Genomic DNA, 19,186 nt, shown 5'->3' on the forward strand with positions numbered 1-19,186 from the left:
TCCTATTAGGAACATTCATTTTTTACAAATTTATCAAAGTGTTCTTGATAATAGGCCACCTGCTCTGGCAGTCCCAGCACGTCAAAAATATGCATGGCTTCCTGCATTTGCTGCCGCCCTTCTTCTGTTTGCCCCTTTTGGTACCGAGCAAATCCCTTAAGATAATGAAAAACATTGCGTTCGTAGAGTTTGATGCTCTTCCCGATAATCTTTTCTACATAGGCTTCAAAATAGCTGGCGTTTTCAAAAGAACAGTGTTCTAAACAATGTTGGTAGCAATTCAGAGCAAGAATCAAGACCAGTTTGCGATGGCGACCAATTTCTTTGTAGAAATCTTCACGCTCCATCACTTCTCTCCCAAGCCGTGTGACATAGTCCACATCATAAAAGCTGTAGAGATTGCCAAAGAGGATCAATTCATACATGGTCCACTCTTCCGTTTGAAAGAGGTAATCTGACACCTTGTCCAGATCACGCTGCTGCATCGTGTAGCTAGCATCTCTCTGGCAAATTAGCCCTTGTAGCAGGATCCAGTTCAATTCAAAATAGAGGGGATTGGTGGAATGTTTGGCTTTTTCAAGTTGTTCTCTTTGAAGCTTTTGAAAACCTGCAATATCATTTGAATAGTAAAGTGGAATAATCTGAGCCATTAAGGCGACATGCTCATGGTGTTGAAAATTTCTGGCCTTATCCATAAAATTCTCAATTGTCACATGGATATTGTCCAAAATGTCAAAGAAGCGAGAAGCAGCCAGATCCGACTCCCCCAATTCAAAACGGGATAATTGGGAGGTCGAGCAAGCTTCTCCTGCAGCTTCTTTTAACGAATAATTTTTACTGATTCGAAATTCACGAAAAACTTTTCCAAGATCTTCCATCTATTCCACCTGCTCTGACAGTTCTGCCCACTCTTCCATGACCGCTTCCTGCTGGACAGTTAGTTGATCCAGCTCGCTTTGGAGTTGAATCAAGTCAGCTGCATCGTTGGTGCTATGCATAGTTTCGGTGATGTCTTGGATTTTTTTATCCAGCTCTTCCATCTCTGCTTCCAATTGCTCAATGCGACGAGTGATTTTCCGGAGTTCCTTCTGGTTTTGCTTTTGCAGGTGATAGTCATTGCTGGTGACTTCTTCGGTCGAAGAAACAGGCACAGCTTCTGCTTGTGCTGCAGCAAGGGCCTCTAACTCCGCTTTTTTCTCCAGATAATAATCATAGTCTCCTAGATAAAGAGTTGAGCCTTCTTCCGACAGTTCCAAGACTTGTGTAGCCACCCGATTGATAAAGTAACGGTCGTGACTGACAAAGAGCAGGGTGCCATCAAAATCAATCAAGGCATTTTCCAGCACTTCCTTGCTATCGATATCCAAGTGGTTGGTCGGCTCATCGAGAATCAAGAAGTTGTTATTCTCCATGGACAGCTTGGCTAGAAGCAAGCGCGCCCGCTCTCCACCTGACAGCATGCCGACGATTTTCTTGACATCATCCCCAGAGAAAAGAAAGGCTCCTAGGCGATTGCGGATTTCTACTTCTGGCGTCAGTTTAAAATCATTCCATAGCTCATCCAAGACACTGTTGTGAGGCGTTAGTTTACTTTGGGTCTGATCATAGTAACCCACCTCGACATTGGCCCCAAAACGAGCTTCCCCCTTGATAAAAGGAATCTGCCCGACGATGGACTTGATAAGAGTAGATTTCCCGATCCCATTTGGTCCCACAATGGCGACTGCATTCATCTTGCGGATATCCAAATTAATAGGCTCTGAGAGGATTTGATCGTCATAGCCGACGGCTGCCTCTTCTACAGTCAAGACGACATTGCCCGATGTCTTATCAGAATGGAAGGTCATATGGGCAGACTTGATCCCAGCTTCTGGCTTGTCTAGGCGCTCCATTTTTTCCAACTGCTTGCGCCGAGACTGAGCCCGCTTGGTAGTCGAAGCCCGCACCAAATTGCGATTAACAAAGTCTTCCAGCGCCGCGATTTCTTTTTGTTGCTTCTCGTAGTTCTTGGCTTCGGTCAGCAATTTTTGCTCTTTTTGCTCAACAAAACTGGAGTAATTACCGACATAGCGATCTAAAGAATGCTTGGTCAAGTCCAGTGTAATGGTTGCGACCTTATCTAGGAAATACCGGTCGTGGCTGACAATGAGAAGGGCACCACTATAATTGACCAGATAGTTTTCCAACCAGGCGATGGTCTCAATATCCAAGTGGTTGGTCGGCTCGTCCAGTACCAGGAGATTTGGTTTTTCTAAGAGCATCTTGGCCAGAGCTAGACGGGTATTTTGCCCACCAGACAGCTCTTCAATCTTCATCTGCCACATGGACTCATCGAACTTAAAGCCGTTGAGAATGGCGCGGATATCTGCTTCATAGGTGAAGCCACCAGCCTGACGGAATTCTTCCGAGAGACGGTCATAGTCCTGCATGAGTTTTTCTAAGTCAGCCCCAGTTTTTTCCCCCATCTCAAGTTCCATCTGGCGCAAAGTTTTCTCCGTTTTACGGAGATCGTCAAAGACGTGGAGCATCTCATCGTAGATAGTATTGGACGACTCAAAGCGACTATCCTGGGCTAAATAAGAGAGAGAAAGATCCCGCTTTTTATTGATTTCTCCTGAAGTTGGTTCTTCTTCTCCCACCAAGATTTTTAAGAGGGTAGACTTGCCGGCTCCGTTCTTTCCGACCAGGGCAATCCGGTCCCTTTCATCCACCTGCAGGCTGATATTATCAAAAAGAACCTCCCCTGCAAAAGAGCGTTCAATTTTGTTGGCTTGTAAAATAATCATGTCCCTATTTTACTATCTTTTTACGGATTAAACAAGAAAAGACGAGCCATCAAAAAAATCCTGAGCCCCTTGAGGCTCAGAACTTTTAGAAAGTATTTTAAAACTTATTCTTCCTTATACAATTGTCGAACTGCTTCCACATCTGTATCCTGAATACTGTAGAAGGAACCAGCCGGTTGCATGACCGATTCTCCATCAGTGTGGTCCAGCCCTATCGCATGTCCTAGCTCATGCTCAGCTGTATTGACAATTCGATCATAACTATAGTTATAGACATAATTTAAAAGATAATGGCGATTGAGACGCACTGTGATGTGGGTGAAGCGGTTGGTTAAGAGGTTGGTCTGAGAGGCAGTCTCTCCAGCAGCAGAAACCGATGCGTTATCCATTTCCGTCAAGACCACATTAGCCTCTTTTTCATTTGTAACCAGCTTGAAGGTAAAGGCGCCTGTTTGGTTCCAAGCCTCAATAGCATCCCGATAAGCTTTTACAAAAGTTTGACTGATATTGGGATCCAGGTAGACTGTTGCTTCCGCTTTTTCCCAGCGAGCCCCACTATGCTCATGATTGTCTGTCTGCGTGGTCTGTGAGCTAGGTGTCATTCCAAAGCGCGATGCAAAACCCTGATCTCCAAATAAATTGCCGACTTGATAGACAACTTTTTGGGCAGCTCGTCCAAATCCATCCATACCAGAACTAGGAGAATCTGTGAAATAGATGATCCCCACTAGGACGAGAAAACTGATGGCAATAGTCCAGAAAAATCCCCAAAAGAGACTCCAAGCCATACGAAGGATTCCTCTGAAAAATCGAAAGATGGTTCTCATACATTCTCCTTTCTCTTAAAGAAGGTATGCCATTGTAACACTCCATTCTTAAAAATAACTTAAATAGCCATGCTTTTCAGCTTATTGATGGACGGTTACCTTGCCTGTCTGGTAATCCAGGCTAATCCCACTTTGAACATTAGGAACAAAAACATTGAATTCAAGCGTCCCGTCACTCGATTTGGCTTCGATATGAGAACCTAATGGAATCAAATCTTTCGGCTGATTGTAGATCAAGGTCACCCGATAGCGGATCCGCTTGTTCTTATCCAGTGCTTTTCGGACCAGGGTCTCATAGTAGTTTTGACCGGTGGAATGAGGATCATTGGCTTGATTGGACCAAGCCGTTTGCACAGCGATATTTTTGGGATTGCTAGTCGAAGCATCAAAACCTTTGAGATTGCCGATCAAGGCGTAGCCCAATAGATGGCCCCGATCCACAGCATGGTCATACTCACCGGACAGATTGTGGACCTGATGCCAACCTGCTGGTTTCCAATCGGTTAGGCCACTACCTGTTGCATCACGATCTCTGTACTGGCGAGTTGCCTTGGTCATAATGGCGTTCGCAACCGTCGGTACTGTCTTTCCATTCACTTCTTTTGTCTTGTTATCCGCATAGGGTTGACTAGCCACGCTGGCATCCAGATCTGTGCGATTTCCCTTAACTACAAAGGCTCCAGCACCATTCCATTCCAAGTCATTTCCCAATTGTGAACGGGCAGATTTCGTTAGTACAGAGCTAGCTAACTCTTTACTAGGTGTTTCTTGTTGGCTACTAGTCACCACCGAAACAACCTGATCTGTCGCTTCTTTTACCGTCGGTTGATTAAAATAATAGCCCCCAATAGCTAGGGCCGTTGCCACCACAAAACCTGCTAATGTTTGTTTGGTTCGTTTGCTTACTGTTTGTTTTGCCATACATCTCTCCAAAAAAGAGCAGCGCTAGATGGGTCATTGACTCGATTCGCTGCTCTCCTTTTTACTCAATTTTAGTTAAAAGCTTATTTGCCTGTTAGCTTTCCAATGATCTCTGACCAAGTGTCCGGAGAGAGAATGGACCATGGATTTTTTCCATCTCCAATCACTCCATAGCCAATGACCAAACCAACTGCAAAAATGATGATTCCAATCACAGCCAACAGGAGGACAATTCCTAGCTGTTTTCCAACATAGCGAAGATTAGTTTTCATCGTCTTCTTCCTCTACACGTTTCACGTCTGCACCTAGTGCCACCAATTTCTCATGGAATTGATAATAACCACGATCTAAGTGACTTAATTTGCTGACTTTCGTTTCTCCTTCTGCTACCAAGCCCATCAAGACCAAGGTTGCACTCGCTCTTAAATCAGTCGACATGACCTCTGCACCTTGGAAGCTTTCTCCTCCAACGATACGAGCTGTATCCCGCATAATGTCTGAGTGAACGCCCATCCGACGCATTTCTTCCAAATGCTGGAAGCGATTCTCAAAAACCGTTTCAATCATGGTAGACTCACCTTTAGCCATGGCCATCAAGGCTGTGAATTGAGCCTGCATATCGGTTGGGAATCCTGGATAGGGAAGGGTTTTAACCGTCACTGGACGGAGCTTACTGATATCCGATTGAATCCGAATTCCATTTTCTTCTTCGGTTACCGTTACCCCCATCTCCTGCATCTTAGATAGAAGCGGACGGTTGTGTTCCCAAATGGCATCTTCGATCAAGACATCTCCACCAGTCATGGCTGCCCCAATCATAAAGGTTCCAGCTTCGATGCGGTCTTGCACAACATTGTGGTTTGCACCATGCAAGCTCTCCACTCCGACGATGGTCAAGGTCTCAGTTCCTGCTCCCTTAACATTAGCCCCCATTTTATTTAGCAAGAGAGCTAGGTCAACAATTTCAGGTTCTCGAGCTGCATTTTCAATCACAGTGACTCCATCTGCCAAGGTTGCGGCCATCATAATATTTTGTGTCGCACCTACTGATGGGAAGTCCATATAGATGTGTGCTCCCTTGAGACGATCTGCTTTTGCTTCAATATAGCCGGCTGTTTGGGTAATTTCAGCTCCCATAGCTTCCAGACCTTTGAGATGGAGGTCAATCGGACGACTACCGATCGTACAGCCTCCAGGCATGGAAACTTTGGCATGGCCATTGCGTGCCAAGACAGGACCTAGGACAACGATAGAAGCACGCATTTTGCTCACATACTTATAAGGTGCTTCCTCTGATAATTTTGCTTGCGCATCTACGACAACCGTATTGTCTTCTTCATTGAAGGTTACTTGTGCATTCAACCCACGAACAACATTGTTCATTGTAAAGACATCTGATAAAACAGGTACATTTTTCAAGGTTGTCACACCCTCGCTTGCTAGAACTGTTGCAGCAAGAAGAGGAAGGACAGCATTTTTTGCTCCTTCGATTTTGACGGTTCCAACCAGTCGATTATGACCACCATTAACGATTATTTTTTCCATACGGGATTGTTCTCCAATTTCTTAAAGTCACGCTTTCTATCATACCATATTTTTTATAAAATGTGGCTAGAATTGGCCAATAAAAATCTGTCGACTCATCTCATAGACACTGATAAAAAATGAGCTGGCTAGATAGCCGATTCCGACGCTGATCATCAAGATCAAAAAACGGATTTTAACCGCATTTTCAGCACTTACTTTTAAAAACTTTTCCCATTGAACCAGGTTCATCAATAGGTAATAGGCAAAAAAGATAAACAATAGATGGCTTGAAAGATTAAAAATCATTTGAATCATACAGCTATTATACCATATTTGGTCCGTACTTTCTTCTTTTGATTCTCTCCCAACAAAAATAAGGTGAGGACATACCTCCACCTTATTTTGAATATCTTATAAACGATTTCCGACATTAATCCGGTTAATGGCGCGTTGAAGAGCAATTTTAGCACGACGTTCCATATCAACCGAATGCTGATCTTTGGCTTCTTCAATCGCTTTTTCAGCTCGCAGTTTGGCACGTTCTGCACGACTAATGTCAATATCTCGAGCACGTTCGGCAGAATCGGCAACAATGGTAATGACATTATCAGCTACTTCGATAATCCCACCATTGACTGCAATCCAATCAATATGTTTGTCATCGTCGACACGACGAACCTTTACTTGGTCTACAGCCAAAACCGCAATGGTATTGATATGATGAGGTAAAATCCCTAATTCACCATCAATTGTCTTGACAGATACAAATGCGGCATGATGATCATAAACCAGTCCATCCGGTGTAACGATTTGGACGTTCATTTGACTCATCTTTCACCTCTTCTTAGAATCCCATTTTTTCAGCTTTGGCGATCACATCTTCGATCGATCCAACACCACGGAAGGCATCTTCAGGAAGATGGTCATATTTCCCATCCAAAATTTCTTTAAAGCCACGAACAGTTTCTCCAACTGGTACATAAGAACCAGGTTGACCTGTAAATTGTTCCGCAACGTTGAAGTTTTGTGACAAGAAGAATTGGATCCGGCGAGCACGAGCAACCAAGGTCTTTTCTTCGTCAGACAATTCATCCATCCCCAAGATAGCAATGATATCTTGCAATTCATGGTAACGTTGAAGGACGCGTTTGACCTCAGAAGCTACTGCATAGTGTTCTTCTCCTACGATTTCTGGAGAAAGGGCACGTGAGCTTGATGCCAATGGGTCCACCGCAGGGTAAATCCCCAATTGTACCAATTTACGTTCCAAGTTGGTGGTTGAATCTAAGTGAGCAAAAGCGGTTGCTGGCGCTGGGTCTGTGTAGTCATCGGCTGGCACATAGATGGCTTGGATGGATGTAACAGAACCTTTCTTGGTTGACGTAATCCGTTCTTGCAATTGCCCCATTTCAGTTGCCAAAGTAGGTTGGTAACCAACGGCTGATGGCATCCGTCCCAAAAGGGCTGATACTTCAGATCCGGCTTGGGTGAAACGGAAGATATTGTCGATAAACAAGAGAACGTCCTGACCTTCGACATCACGGAAGTATTCCGCAATGGTTAAACCAGTCAAGGCAACACGCATCCGTGCTCCAGGTGGCTCATTCATTTGTCCAAAGACCATGGCTGTTTTTTCAATAACGCCAGATTCTTTCATTTCCCAGTAAAGGTCATTCCCTTCACGTGTCCGTTCCCCAACACCGGTAAATACAGAAATACCACCGTGTTCTTGGGCAATATTATGGATTAATTCTTGAATCAAGACGGTCTTCCCAACTCCGGCACCACCGAAGAGTCCGACCTTCCCACCTTTCAAATAAGGGGCTAAGAGGTCAATAACCTTGATCCCTGTTTCAAGAATTTCTTCTGAAGTAGAGAGCTCGTCAAAGGATGGAGCTTTTTTGTGGATGGAGTCACGAGGAGCATCCTCAGGAAAAGGTTGATCCAAGTCAATGGTATCTCCAAGAACATTGAAGACACGTCCCAAGGTTTCTTTTCCGACAGGAACAGAGATTGGACGACCAGTGTCCAAGACTTCCATTCCACGTGTTAAACCATCAGTTGATTCCATGGCAATGGTCCGTACGACCCCATCACCAAGTTCCAAAGCTACTTCAAGAACGACTTTTGATTTTTGTTGGTCATTTTTATAGACTACAAGCGCATTATTGATCTCAGGAAGTTTATCTCCAACGGAAAAGGCAACGTCTACGACGGGACCTACGACCTGAGAAATTTTGCCTAAACTCATGTCATTCTCCTATTCTAAGTAATTTCTACTGCTCAAAAGTTCTCTTTCGAGCATCTGTTTTTGTATATAAAATTGTATCCGACAACTATTCAAGGGCGCTAGCACCAGCAACGATTTCAGTAATTTCTTGTGTAATCGCTGCTTGACGAGCACGGTTGTATTGAATCGTTAATTCATCAATGACTTTCTTGGCATTGTCTGTTGCAGTTTGCATGGCCATCATCCCAGCAGCATTTTCAGCTGTTTTAGCATCAATAATGGCACCATAGATCATGCTTTCAGCAAATTGAGGAAGCAATTGATCCAAAATGGCATCTCGACTAGATTCCAATTCTAGATTCAATACATAGTCCTCATCCGCTTCATTTGGGTCCAAATCAATAATTGGAAGCATTTGTTCCACCCGCATTTGACTCGTCAAACTGTTGACGTGGTGGTTGTAACAGACGTACAACTCATCAAACAAGCCTTCCTGATACATTTGGACTGTTTTCGAAATGATCTTGCGAACTTCCTTAAAGCTAGGATGATCAGGCAAACCACGCAATTCATAAACCGGCTGAATCCCACGGGCACGGAAGAAATCCGCACCGACGCTTCCAATACAGATCACTTCAAAGTCATCTCCAGTTGGATGGTATTCTGCCTTCATTTCCATCATGGTTTTAAGGATGGAGGCATTGTAACCTCCAACCAAACCACGATCGGATGTAATCACGATATAAGCTGTCTTTTTTACCGGGCGACTCACCAACATCGGATGGGACTTGGTATTTTCTGTTTCATGTCCATGGAGCAAGTCTGTTAAGAGCTTACGAACCTTAGCAGCATAAACCTGAAAATCCTTGGCTGCCTGCTCAGATTTACCAAGTTTGGCAGCGGACACCATCTGCATGGCATTGGTGATTTGACTGGTGTTTTTTGTGGATGCAATTTTATTTTTAATATCATTTAATGAAACTGCCATCTTCCACTCCTATTTCTATTTGAAATTTGACTGGTTGACAAATTCAGTAAGGGCTGCATCCAGTTCTTCTTCTGCTGGAAGATCATGTGTCGAACGAATCGTCTCAAAGATTTGATGATAATGTGCTTCAAAGTAATCAAACAACTCTTCTTGGAAACGAAGAATGTCGTCTACTGGAACACTATCTAAGAAACCATGAGTCAAGGCATACAAGATCACGACTTGTTTTTCAACTGTCAATGGTTCATGAACAGGTTGTTTCAAGACTTCCACTGTCCGACGACCACGGTTCAATTTCGCTTGAGTGGCCGCATCCAAATCACTACCAAATTTCGTGAAGGCTTCCAACTCACGGTAGGAAGCGAGGTCGATACGAAGGGTACCAGCAACCTTCTTCATAGCCTTGATTTGAGCAGATCCACCAACCCGGGAAACAGAAGATCCGGCATCAATGGCTGGACGAATACCGGCATTAAACAAACTATCTTGCAAGAAGATTTGTCCGTCTGTGATCGAAATCACATTGGTTGCGATATAAGCGGAGATGTCCCCTGCTTGGGTTTCAATGATTGGAAGAGCTGTAATAGAACCCCCACCCAATTCATCCGAAACTTTCGCAGAACGTTCCAACAAACGGCTGTGGAGATAGAAGACATCCCCTGGGAAGGCTTCACGTCCTGGTGGACGACGAAGAAGAAGGGACAATTCACGGTAAGCTACGGCTTGTTTTGACAAATCATCATAGACGATCAAAACATGTTTACCGTTATACATGAACTCTTCTGCCATGGCAACCCCAGCATAAGGTGCCAAATAAAGCAATGGAGACGGTTGAGAAGCCGAAGCGGTTACCACAATCGTATAATCCATAGCTCCGTATTTACGGAGAGTTTCTACTTGCGTACGAACTGTTGATTCTTTTTGACCAATCGCCACATAGATACAGATCATGTCTTGACCCTTTTGGTTCAAAATGGTATCGATGGCAATCGAAGTTTTCCCTGTTTGACGGTCCCCGATGATCAATTCCCGTTGACCGCGTCCAATTGGAACAAGGGCATCAATGGCTTTCAAACCAGTTTGTAGGGGTTCTGAGACAGATTTCCGTTGCATAACACCAGGAGCTGGTGTTTCAACTGGACGGAATTTATCTGTCACAATCTCACCCAAACCATCTACTGGTTGGCCAAGTGGGTTAACAACACGACCAATCAAGGCATCCCCTGCAGGGACTTCCATGATTTTACCTGTACGACGGACAGAGTCTCCTTCACGAATATCCGTGAAATCACCCAAGATGATGATCCCGACATCCGTTGTTTCTAAGTTTTGGGCCATCCCGTATGAGCCATTTTCAAAGATTAACAACTCACCACTCATGGCATTTTCAAGCCCATGAGCGCGGGCAATCCCGTCACCAATGTAGGTTACAACACCTGTCTCAGTGACGTCAAAGTTTGGCTTGAAATTTTCAATTTGTTGCTTAATTAAAGCGCTGATTTCTTGTGCGTTAATCGCCAAAATTCACACCACTTTCTATTTCAATTTAGATTTTATAACTTGCAATTGGTGTTTGAGACTGGTATCCAACGTTTTATGATTGGCTGTCACGACAAAGCCACCAATTAAATCTGGATCGATCTTTTGTTGGATCGAGCGAACTTGAATCCCAAATTTTCTTTCGATAATGGGTACTAGCTTTTGCTCTTGAACAGGATCCAAACCAGCAACTGTCGTAACAGTGACGACAAACGCGTTGCTCAACAGTTGAATCTGATCCAAACAAATCGTTACAATGTCATAAAATAAGGCTTCACGATGATTGAGAATAACCACTTCAATCAAATGGTCGAGTAATTGTGAATCAGAGGGTTGAAAAAGTCTTAGACTTTTTGCTTTCTCTTCATCCTCTACACCGATATGAGCTAAGAAGTTAGCAAGTCCAGTCTCCTCAAAAATGCCCTTGATTTGGGTCAATTTTTCAAAGACAAGATCTTGTTCTCCTTTTTCAAAGACCAATTGAACAAAAGGCTGGGTATATTTCTCAATCACCATCAGTTGCTTTTTGTCCATTAGGCTTCTCCTAATTCATCAAGATAGCGATCGATCAGTTGGCGTTGACCTTCAGCATCCAGCTGTTGACTCAACAATTTGCTGGCAAGATTGACAGTGAGATCTGCCACATCGCCTTTGATACTGTTCAATGCTTCTTCTTTGTTATGCGCAATTTCTTGTTGCGCTTTTTCTTTCAAACGTACTGCTTCTTGAGTGGCTTCTGAAAGGATCTGAGATTTATTCTTTTCTGCAGTTTCCTTTGCATTTTCGACGATAGACGCAGCTTCTTTGCGGCTACCTGCCAACTCTTCTTCACGTTTACTTGCTAGTTCCTCAGCTTTTTGACGAGCTGATTCTGCTCCATCAATATCATCTGTAATCTTTTTGGCACGCGCTTCTAAAATTCCATTGATATTGTTCCATGCAAATTTCTTTATTAAAAAGATTAATAATAGGAAGGAACCAGCAATGAGAATAAAGTTACCAATAATTTCACTCATTGATACATGCATTCTTCTACTCCTCCTCTACTTACTCTTCACCATTAATTTTCTTACCAATATAAATTGATGACAACATGGTAAACACATAGGCTTGGATACATGAAATGAAAATCGAAAACGCTGTCCACGCCATGCTTCCAATAAAGGCAAATGGATACCAATAAACAGCTTGATGCGACAAAGTCACAAGCAAGCTTGCTAGTACCTCACCCGCAAAGATATTTCCGAAGATCCGAAGTGCCAAGGAGGCAAAGTTCGTTAATTCTTCCAAAATATTCATGGGGGTCATAAATCCGGGTGTCACAAAAGCCTTTAAATATTCCTTCACACCACGTCTGCGAATTCCTTCTACATGGGCGATTAAGGTGATCAAAAATGAAAAGGCAAAGTCATAACCCAGGTTAGCGGTTGGTGATGTCCACAAATTGTAACCATTGGTCGTTTCGATTTTAGCCATCAATCCAATGTTATTGGCTACTAAAAGAAAGAGGAAAAGAACAAACAAGAACAAGGAATAGTCCTTTATGTAATGTTCCCCAATATTTCCTTTTGTAAAGCCTACGACAAAGTCATATGCGTATTCCAGCACATTTTGTTTGCCTTTTGGTCGGATCGACATTTTTCGACTGGCCCAATAAATGAAGCCAAAAACGGCGAAAACAGAAATCAGGGTCATAGCAAGTAGGGTCAAATTAAAAGATACAGGTCCAAGAGTAATCGTTGGATTGATACTTTCTTCCAAGGTTTGACACCTCCTTTTCTAAAATAGAAGCGTCTATTTGATAATAAAGGCCATAACCAAGGTTACGAAGAAAGTACCTTCGACAAAGGCAACACCAAGAATCAAGAGGCTACGCAATTGACCGATAATTTCTGGTTGACGAGACGCAGATTTCAATAAGCTACTCATCATCAAACCTTCTGCCAGTGATACACCAAAACAGGCTAAACAAAGACCTAAAAATGTTAAATTCATGATGAATTCTCCTTTTATAAATTTTACCTCCTTAGTTTACTCCTAAAAGATATAATAGTCAAATATTTCCTATAAAAGTAAGCGTTTTAGTGAAATTACGTTATTTTTTTAATATGATAATTTTTCCTATCTACGATTGATTTCTTTTAATTTTTAGACGCTTTGTCCACCTCTATTCATTTTTTCTTCTAAAAAACTCTCACCTGCTCAGCAGATGAGAGAATTCGATTATTTAAAGATAAACGTTTTGAAACTGTCTGTTTGTTGCAGTAATTTCTTAAAGATTTTTTCTTTCAAGGCAAGGGTATTGTCAAATTTGACAGAACCGTTCTTCAAACTGGCCTGATCTTTTTCAACCGCAGTTGCAAAGGCTTGTTTTAAGTCCTCATAAGAGCTATAAGTAGTCCCATCCACTTCAATAGCCTGAAGTCCATTTTTGGCACTGGTTACCACTTCATTGAAGTAGGCTTTCTTCCAGTCTTCAAGAGTACTGAATTTCCCATCAGAAATCTTTTGAATGATGTAATCATCCCCTAGAGTCGCATGACCTGCTTGTTTGGATTCTTGTTTATACTTGTTTGAAGCATAGCCTAAGAAGCCTTTTTCATAGCCATAGTAACCCCAGAGTCTGAAGGTATTGTGTTTGAAGGACATGGCTCCAGGAGCCCCTTCACTGGTGTTTCCACCATAGATCCCTGTCATCATCGGTACCGTCACATAGGCGGAGCCAAAGTCAGATGGATTATAGACTCCATTTCCAGGACTACGATTGGTCATGAAGTTGTTGGTGATGAGATCATCTACTGAATGTAAGGTGATCGCTTTTTCCTCATCGCTCAAAGGACGTACCTTATCAAATTGATTCTTGGTGTTAGCCCCTCGGTATTGTTTATCAACCTTCTTGAACCATGCATTGTTCAAGTCTTGACTGCCTTTGTTGAGGACAGCTTCTCCTTCTAGGTAATCCAGAAGCATGAGGGTGTCGTTATAGCCTTTCATATACCGATCAATTTCGTCACGTGACTTCAAATCATTTGGATTGGTATTGTACCATTGGTTCCCATCATTTGGACGTTCATAGGCCATGTTGATACCTAAGGCCTTGTATTCCCCATTTGGATTGGATACGGATGGCGTTTGTAACATGCCTTGGGCAAAGGCTTCGATATCGGTTCCTTCTCGGTGTCTCCAACCACCTAAGTATACCATGCGGTCATTGACGTGCGTTGTTTCGTGGGTAAAGGCAGAGACCCCAAAGTCACTGATCATATCGGTCACCATGAAGAAAACAGAGTCGTCTTTATATGGGTTTCCGTAAATTCGCGCCACAGCTCCCATGCGCCAATCTGTCGCATGGTAACGATCGGTTGGACCATACAATTCACGGATTGGAGCGACATCTTTGCCACTGTTGGTATGGCCGTAACGGTCTGTACTAATGCCCTTGTAGTTTTGGTTATCAAGGACAGGGGTCGGCACCATATTATTGCTCTTCAAGAGTTGATTGCGAACCTTATCCGTTGCTAGACGTGACCAGAAATCGAGATAATTTTGTTGCCCTTTCGCCACCTTGTCAATTTCCGCTTTGAAGGCATTCCGCTCTGCTTCCGTGTTCTTACCATATTTCTCGAAGGAACTATAAGCCATGGTATTGTATGTTGAAATCAAGAACATATGGGCATCTTTTAAGTTCAAGAGTGGCAAGATCATTTTACCGTGAACATCATTGTTTAAGCCCTCATAGGCTCTATGCTTAGCAGATGCGAAAGCTGGATTGGTCGTCTCAGGCTCCACAATATAGACATTGTCTTTGGTTGCTTTAATGAACCAATCATTCAAGTCTGTCTCTTTTGTGAAGAGCTCCATATTGTACTTCAAGAAGTCATTTAGGTTCCCAGAAAGAGTCGATTTAGCCACGACTTCTCGGAAGGCATCGTGGGTACGAGTCCCTTTGATGTAGTCTTCTTTTGAACCAATTTCAATCAAGCGGTCTAAGACATCAACATTCTTCCCATAGAAATCTGGCTTGAACAACATGAGCTGTTTGAGATTGACATCATCGAACTTCACTCCATAATAGCGATTGAGGTATGACAAACCAAGAAGAACAGCGGCCTTGTTGTCATCAACTTTCTTGATAAGGGCCCGTTTGGCAGCCTCATCTGTATTTAATTGATGATCTTGGTTTTCAACTAGTTGTTTGACAAAGTGAGTCAGATTATCCTTGACTGCTTGGAAGCTTTCTTCAAGGTAAAGGTTCTTAATAGCATTGACCTTGTTAGGACCTGTTCGACCAAGATGGGTGTAGATTGGATCTGATTGTAATTCGACAGGGCTTAATTTTTCAACGATCGCACCAATGAGATCGCTCCGGTCTTTGTCCACCATATTTGGCGTATAGACCACTTCACCGAGCTCCGCCACACTGTACTCTTTGACTTGTTTAACTTTAGAGTCTTTCGACGTCATGCTAAAGATATCTTTTGTCTTATCTGCGTAGTGGATCAGGATGTGATCAGCATTAGCTAGTTCAGTAACAAAATCATTGCCCTTCATAGCGGTCACAGACAAGACTTCCTTGGTCAAGAGAGGACTCGTTGCAGCCAGTTTATTTCCTTGGTCGACAATCCATTCTTTGTTGTAGAAAGGTTGCAATTTAGCAATATTACGGTAAGCTAGCTCACGATTCGCATCGTAAGCAGTGATGGCCTTGTATTGATCGTCTTTGCTAACAAGGTGATTGAGCGTGTCTTCAATCGGTTTACTGCTGGTGAATTTATCAGCAGTGATTCCCATTGCTTCGATTTTCTGCTCAGCTTCTGCCAGCGAGATGCTTGGGATTTTACGGGAGTTGTTAAAGGTTTTCTTCCCTTCACTCACGCCTTCCACACTGTAATTGCGCTTGGTTCTTGAATAGGTGAAGTAATCATCTGCGTCAATATCTGAGTGACCAAAAACCATCTCACCAGTTTTGACTTTCATCATGGTGATGTTGTCTTCAATAGTCCCCAAGGCCCAGTTGGTCCCTAGTAATCCACCAGACTGAACAGCTTCTTTTAGTTCAATCGAACCTTTAGCAACGGAGTTTCTGAGAACCCCTTCTTTACCGACTGTGTGGTTATTTCCACCATTTTGAGAGGAATAAACGAGACCTGCAGCTTTGGCTTTATTACCAGTGATTTCAGCATCAACGTAAGCTTTTTCAACGACACCTTTCCAGTTCTCACCAACAACACCCGCTAGATAGCCACCTTTGTTCCCAGCAGCGTGCAGTTTACCGATAAAGGCAACGTTGCTGACCTTCCCACTAACATCAATTTTATTGACAATTCCTGCTACATCATTGTTCCCGACAACACTTCCTGTTACTTTAACATTTTCAACAGTTGCATTATTTTTGATAACACCTGCGATTGGGGCTACTCGATCTGTCCCAGGTAGGTCGATATTGACATTTTCAAGCAAGAGATTCTTAACCGAGCCACCTTCGATGTTCCCAAACAATGGTCTTGTAATGTTATGGATGGCAAATGTATTCCCATCCGTACTTTCCAAAATTCCCTTGAAAGCATTGGTCACATAGGATTTCCCTGCTGGCTGGACATTAGCCGCATTCATATTGCTACCCAGTTTAAAGGTTCCAGTCGGATTGGCTTGCATGGCTTTTACAAGTTCGTTGAAATTGTAGTAGACATCACCTTCATGAGCTTTTGGTTTCGCAATATAGTGGACATAGTTCTCATTGAACTGGTTGTCCCCAGTCCGTTGGACCAAATCTGGAGCTTTGGCTGTTACTTTGTAGAGGGTCGCGCCATCTACCGTCACTTCTTCGATTTTATCAACGGCTAGTTTCGTGACCTTATTATCATGGGTGGTAACTTTTAAGTAGTATGGCTTCACATCAGACGGTGTTTCAGACAAGAGGCTGCTATCGGTCTCAAGACCTTGGTCATCCACGCTAATCAGACTGGTTTCCTTGATGTTTTTGATTTCAACTTTTTTAAGATCAATTCTCAGTGGTTCTTCCTTGAGAACTTCTTCTTCATCCCCATTTCCACGGTCATACACCATGGTCGTTGCGAGCGTATAATCCTTGTAGTAGTCCAAGTCCGCTAAAGCAGCTGCCAAGTCTGTCTCTGAAAGGGTCAGGGTTTTCACCACTTGATCACCCTTCTTCAATACAGCCTGGATGGACTTGATGGTCACACCGTCTGGTTTGTCCAAACGATAGGTAGCTTTAGCACTGCGCTTCAACACTTCCTGATCAAGATTGGTCAAGGTCAAGGTTGGCTTGTCTAATTCCTTTGTCCCTTGTTGAATGATCTGATCTTGCGCTTGTTCTACCACTTCTTCGGAAATTGTAGGAGCATCCGTTGTTTTGACACCTTTAATGGTCTTGTAGACCTTGGTGATTTTCTTCTTCCCATTTTTACCGGCTTGAGAAACCCTTTCAGTTCCTTTTAGCAAGGTGGCATCTTGTTCGGTTACCGTCTTAAATGGAATTTCTTCAAAAGCAACTTCCTCTTTTTGGCCTTCAATCGCCTTAGTCCCACGACTAATTTTTTCTGTCACAGGAGCTTTGACCGTTTCAGTGGTCGTACTGAGAGGCTCTCCAATCTTCTCACCATTGACCGTCTTATAAACACGACGAATCTCCTGGCTACCAGCCTCTCCTTTTTGAAGGAGGCTTTCTTCATCGGTGTAACGATTGGCGTCCGTTACATACTCTGTTTCATATGGAAGGATTACCGTTTCTGTCTCGGTTACCGTCCCTTCCGTAACTTGATAGGTTGGATTCTCCGGTTGAACGGGGGCTTCGCCAACATGGCCTTCTTCCTGTGTCCCTTTGGCTTCCACCATACCTGTATAGGTTGGGTTCTCCGGTTGAATAGGGGCTTCGCCGACATGGCCTTCTTCCTGTGTTCCCTTGGATTCTACTACACCTGTATAGGTTGGTTTCTCCGGTTGAACAGGAGCTTCGCCGACATGGCCTTCTTCCTGTGTTCCCTTAGCTTCCACCACACCTGTATAGGCTGGGTTCTCTGGTTGAACAGGAGCTTCGCCGATATGGCCTTCTTCCTGTGTTCCTTTATCTTCCACCACACCTGTATAGGTTGGCTTCTCCGGTTGAACAGGAGCTTCACCGACATGACCTTCTTCTTGTGTCCCCTTAGCCGTTACAACTGGAGAAGGATTGGGTTGAGGGGTTGGTTGGGCATCTTCTTTTGTCCCAACAGCAAGAATTTGTGAAACTGGTTCTTTAGTGACCTTGCTTTCAACGACTCTGCGAACTTCTTGTCCATCTACCACACTCACTTCTGTCAATAGGGTCCGCTCCCCATTTTGACCAGCAGTCAGCACCTTGGTTTGCCCTTTAGGTAATGTAGGATCAGCTTGTTTGACAGTTTCAAATGGCACAGGCTCAGTAGAGACTTCCAGGCTTGGTTTTTCAACTTGAGGAAAGGCTGGAGAGACTTCTGGGGTCACACGAGCTTGTGCTTCCACTTGTGGAATACCTGTACTTGTTTTGATCGTTCCTTCTACAGAAGGTTTCGTTTCCTGCATAGCCTTTGGCTCTCGTAAGCTCGTCTTTTGGACTGACGGGTAGCGCAGATAACCAATATAGTCATAACCGTCAATTTGAATCACGCCATTTGCAAGATCTTTGCTCGATGCGATCGCAAGATCCTGATTATAGGCGCGCAAAACTTGATTTTGTAGGGCTGCGACTTCAACTGGAAGTAGAAGACTTTGTCCCATGGCTCCAATCAAAAGGACGCCCATGACCTTCTTCCGGTGCTTTTTAGAGAGTAAGAGGACCGCAAAGGAAGCTGTGGCTAGACTTAGCCCAAAAAGGGCGACTTCCTGACTTCCTGTTTGAGGAAGAACCGACTGAATTGCTTCCTTCTTCTTATAGACGAGATAGAAAGTATCTTCATTTTGATACTCTTCAGGGATTGCATGAATCACCTGTGCTTTTTCTTCAGCAGTCAGCTCTTCTTCTGTCACATATCCTAAGTGAACATGAGCAGGTAGAGTCATCTGATCAGCTTGGACAGGACGAGCTCCTAACAAGCTTCCTCCTAATAAAAAGGCTCCAATGGCCACCGGACCAACACCGACAGTTAATTTCCGAATCGAATATTTGGTCATTTTTTCAAACGTTTGTTTCGCTTTTTTCATCCTAAAATTCCTATATAGTAATATTTAACCCTCGAGCAGGGACCTGATTATTTTTAGAGAGGATGGGATCCTTTCCAGAAATAAGAACCTTCCCGGGATTTTTTACCTTTACCTATCTTATCTTTTTTCTTCTATTTTAGCAAGCTCTAAAACTCAAAAAAATAAACCGTTTTCTTTATAGGAAGAAAGC

General features: G+C 43.4%; 16 protein-coding genes. All 16 read right to left on the reverse strand.

All coding sequences use genetic code 11. The annotated features are described in order from the left end of the window. Nucleotides 1-5: 5 nt before the first annotated feature. Entirely contained in the window at nucleotides 6-878 is an 873-nt protein-coding gene (locus tag NFR56_RS05410; protein WP_049472159.1) for an XRE/MutR family transcriptional regulator, read from the reverse strand. Next, nucleotides 879-2,786, reverse strand: a complete 1,908-nt coding sequence (locus NFR56_RS05415; RefSeq protein WP_049472158.1) for an ABC-F family ATP-binding cassette domain-containing protein — start codon at nucleotides 2,784-2,786, stop codon at nucleotides 879-881. A 104-nt stretch (nucleotides 2,787-2,890) separates the two neighbouring features. Continuing rightward, nucleotides 2,891-3,613: a M57 family metalloprotease gene (locus tag NFR56_RS05420; protein WP_009732560.1), complete on the reverse strand. Its 723-nt coding sequence runs from the start codon at nucleotides 3,611-3,613 to the stop codon at nucleotides 2,891-2,893. A gap of 81 nt (nucleotides 3,614-3,694) precedes the next feature. Then, entirely contained in the window at nucleotides 3,695-4,534 is an 840-nt protein-coding gene (locus tag NFR56_RS05425; protein ID WP_070595168.1) for a DNA/RNA non-specific endonuclease, read from the reverse strand. A gap of 83 nt (nucleotides 4,535-4,617) precedes the next feature. Next, nucleotides 4,618-4,806 (reverse strand): DNA-directed RNA polymerase subunit beta, encoded by a 189-nt coding sequence (locus NFR56_RS05430; protein WP_003006464.1) that lies wholly within the window; start codon nucleotides 4,804-4,806, stop codon nucleotides 4,618-4,620. After that, nucleotides 4,796-6,079: a UDP-N-acetylglucosamine 1-carboxyvinyltransferase gene (gene murA, locus NFR56_RS05435; RefSeq protein ID WP_049474821.1), complete on the reverse strand. Its 1,284-nt coding sequence runs from the start codon at nucleotides 6,077-6,079 to the stop codon at nucleotides 4,796-4,798. The genes NFR56_RS05430 and murA overlap by 11 nt, the downstream gene beginning before the upstream one ends. Nucleotides 6,080-6,145: 66 nt before the next feature. After that, the gene (locus tag NFR56_RS05440) at nucleotides 6,146-6,376 is read right to left on the reverse strand and encodes a DUF1146 family protein (RefSeq protein ID WP_003006458.1); all 231 of its coding nucleotides are present in this window, start codon (nucleotides 6,374-6,376) and stop codon (nucleotides 6,146-6,148) included. Nucleotides 6,377-6,472: 96 nt separating this feature from the next. After that, nucleotides 6,473-6,892, reverse strand: coding sequence for a F0F1 ATP synthase subunit epsilon (locus NFR56_RS05445; RefSeq protein ID WP_003002471.1), 420 nt, complete (start codon nucleotides 6,890-6,892; stop codon nucleotides 6,473-6,475). 13 nt (nucleotides 6,893-6,905) lie between these two features. Next, nucleotides 6,906-8,312, reverse strand: a complete 1,407-nt coding sequence (gene atpD, locus NFR56_RS05450) for a F0F1 ATP synthase subunit beta (RefSeq protein WP_003011794.1) — start codon at nucleotides 8,310-8,312, stop codon at nucleotides 6,906-6,908. Nucleotides 8,313-8,397: 85 nt separating this feature from the next. Then, a complete protein-coding gene (locus NFR56_RS05455; protein ID WP_009732556.1) occupies nucleotides 8,398-9,279 on the reverse strand; it encodes a F0F1 ATP synthase subunit gamma in 882 nt (293 codons plus the stop codon). A 15-nt stretch (nucleotides 9,280-9,294) separates the two neighbouring features. Continuing rightward, on the reverse strand, nucleotides 9,295-10,800 hold the full coding sequence (atpA, locus tag NFR56_RS05460) for a F0F1 ATP synthase subunit alpha (protein ID WP_009732555.1): 1,506 nt from the start codon (nucleotides 10,798-10,800) through the stop codon (nucleotides 9,295-9,297). Between the two features lie 15 nt (nucleotides 10,801-10,815). Then, a complete protein-coding gene (locus tag NFR56_RS05465) occupies nucleotides 10,816-11,352 on the reverse strand; it encodes a F0F1 ATP synthase subunit delta (protein WP_013903319.1) in 537 nt (178 codons plus the stop codon). Then, a complete protein-coding gene (gene atpF / locus NFR56_RS05470) occupies nucleotides 11,352-11,846 on the reverse strand; it encodes a F0F1 ATP synthase subunit B (protein ID WP_004219970.1) in 495 nt (164 codons plus the stop codon). The genes NFR56_RS05465 and atpF overlap by 1 nt, the downstream gene beginning before the upstream one ends. 19 nt (nucleotides 11,847-11,865) lie before the next feature. After that, nucleotides 11,866-12,579 carry a F0F1 ATP synthase subunit A gene (gene atpB / locus NFR56_RS05475; RefSeq protein WP_024055550.1) on the reverse strand — a complete coding sequence of 238 codons (714 nt, stop codon included), beginning with the start codon at nucleotides 12,577-12,579 and terminating at the stop codon, nucleotides 11,866-11,868. 33 nt (nucleotides 12,580-12,612) lie between these two features. Next, entirely contained in the window at nucleotides 12,613-12,813 is a 201-nt protein-coding gene (locus NFR56_RS05480; protein ID WP_003006433.1) for a F0F1 ATP synthase subunit C, read from the reverse strand. 228 nt (nucleotides 12,814-13,041) lie between these two features. Next, entirely contained in the window at nucleotides 13,042-18,996 is a 5,955-nt protein-coding gene (locus NFR56_RS05485) for a ZmpA/ZmpB/ZmpC family metallo-endopeptidase (protein WP_251458036.1), read from the reverse strand. Between the last annotated feature and the right edge of the window lie 190 nt (nucleotides 18,997-19,186).

It is taken from the genome of Streptococcus caecimuris (assembly GCF_943193075.1).
In the GTDB taxonomy this organism is placed as follows: Bacteria; Bacillota; Bacilli; order Lactobacillales; family Streptococcaceae; genus Streptococcus; species Streptococcus caecimuris.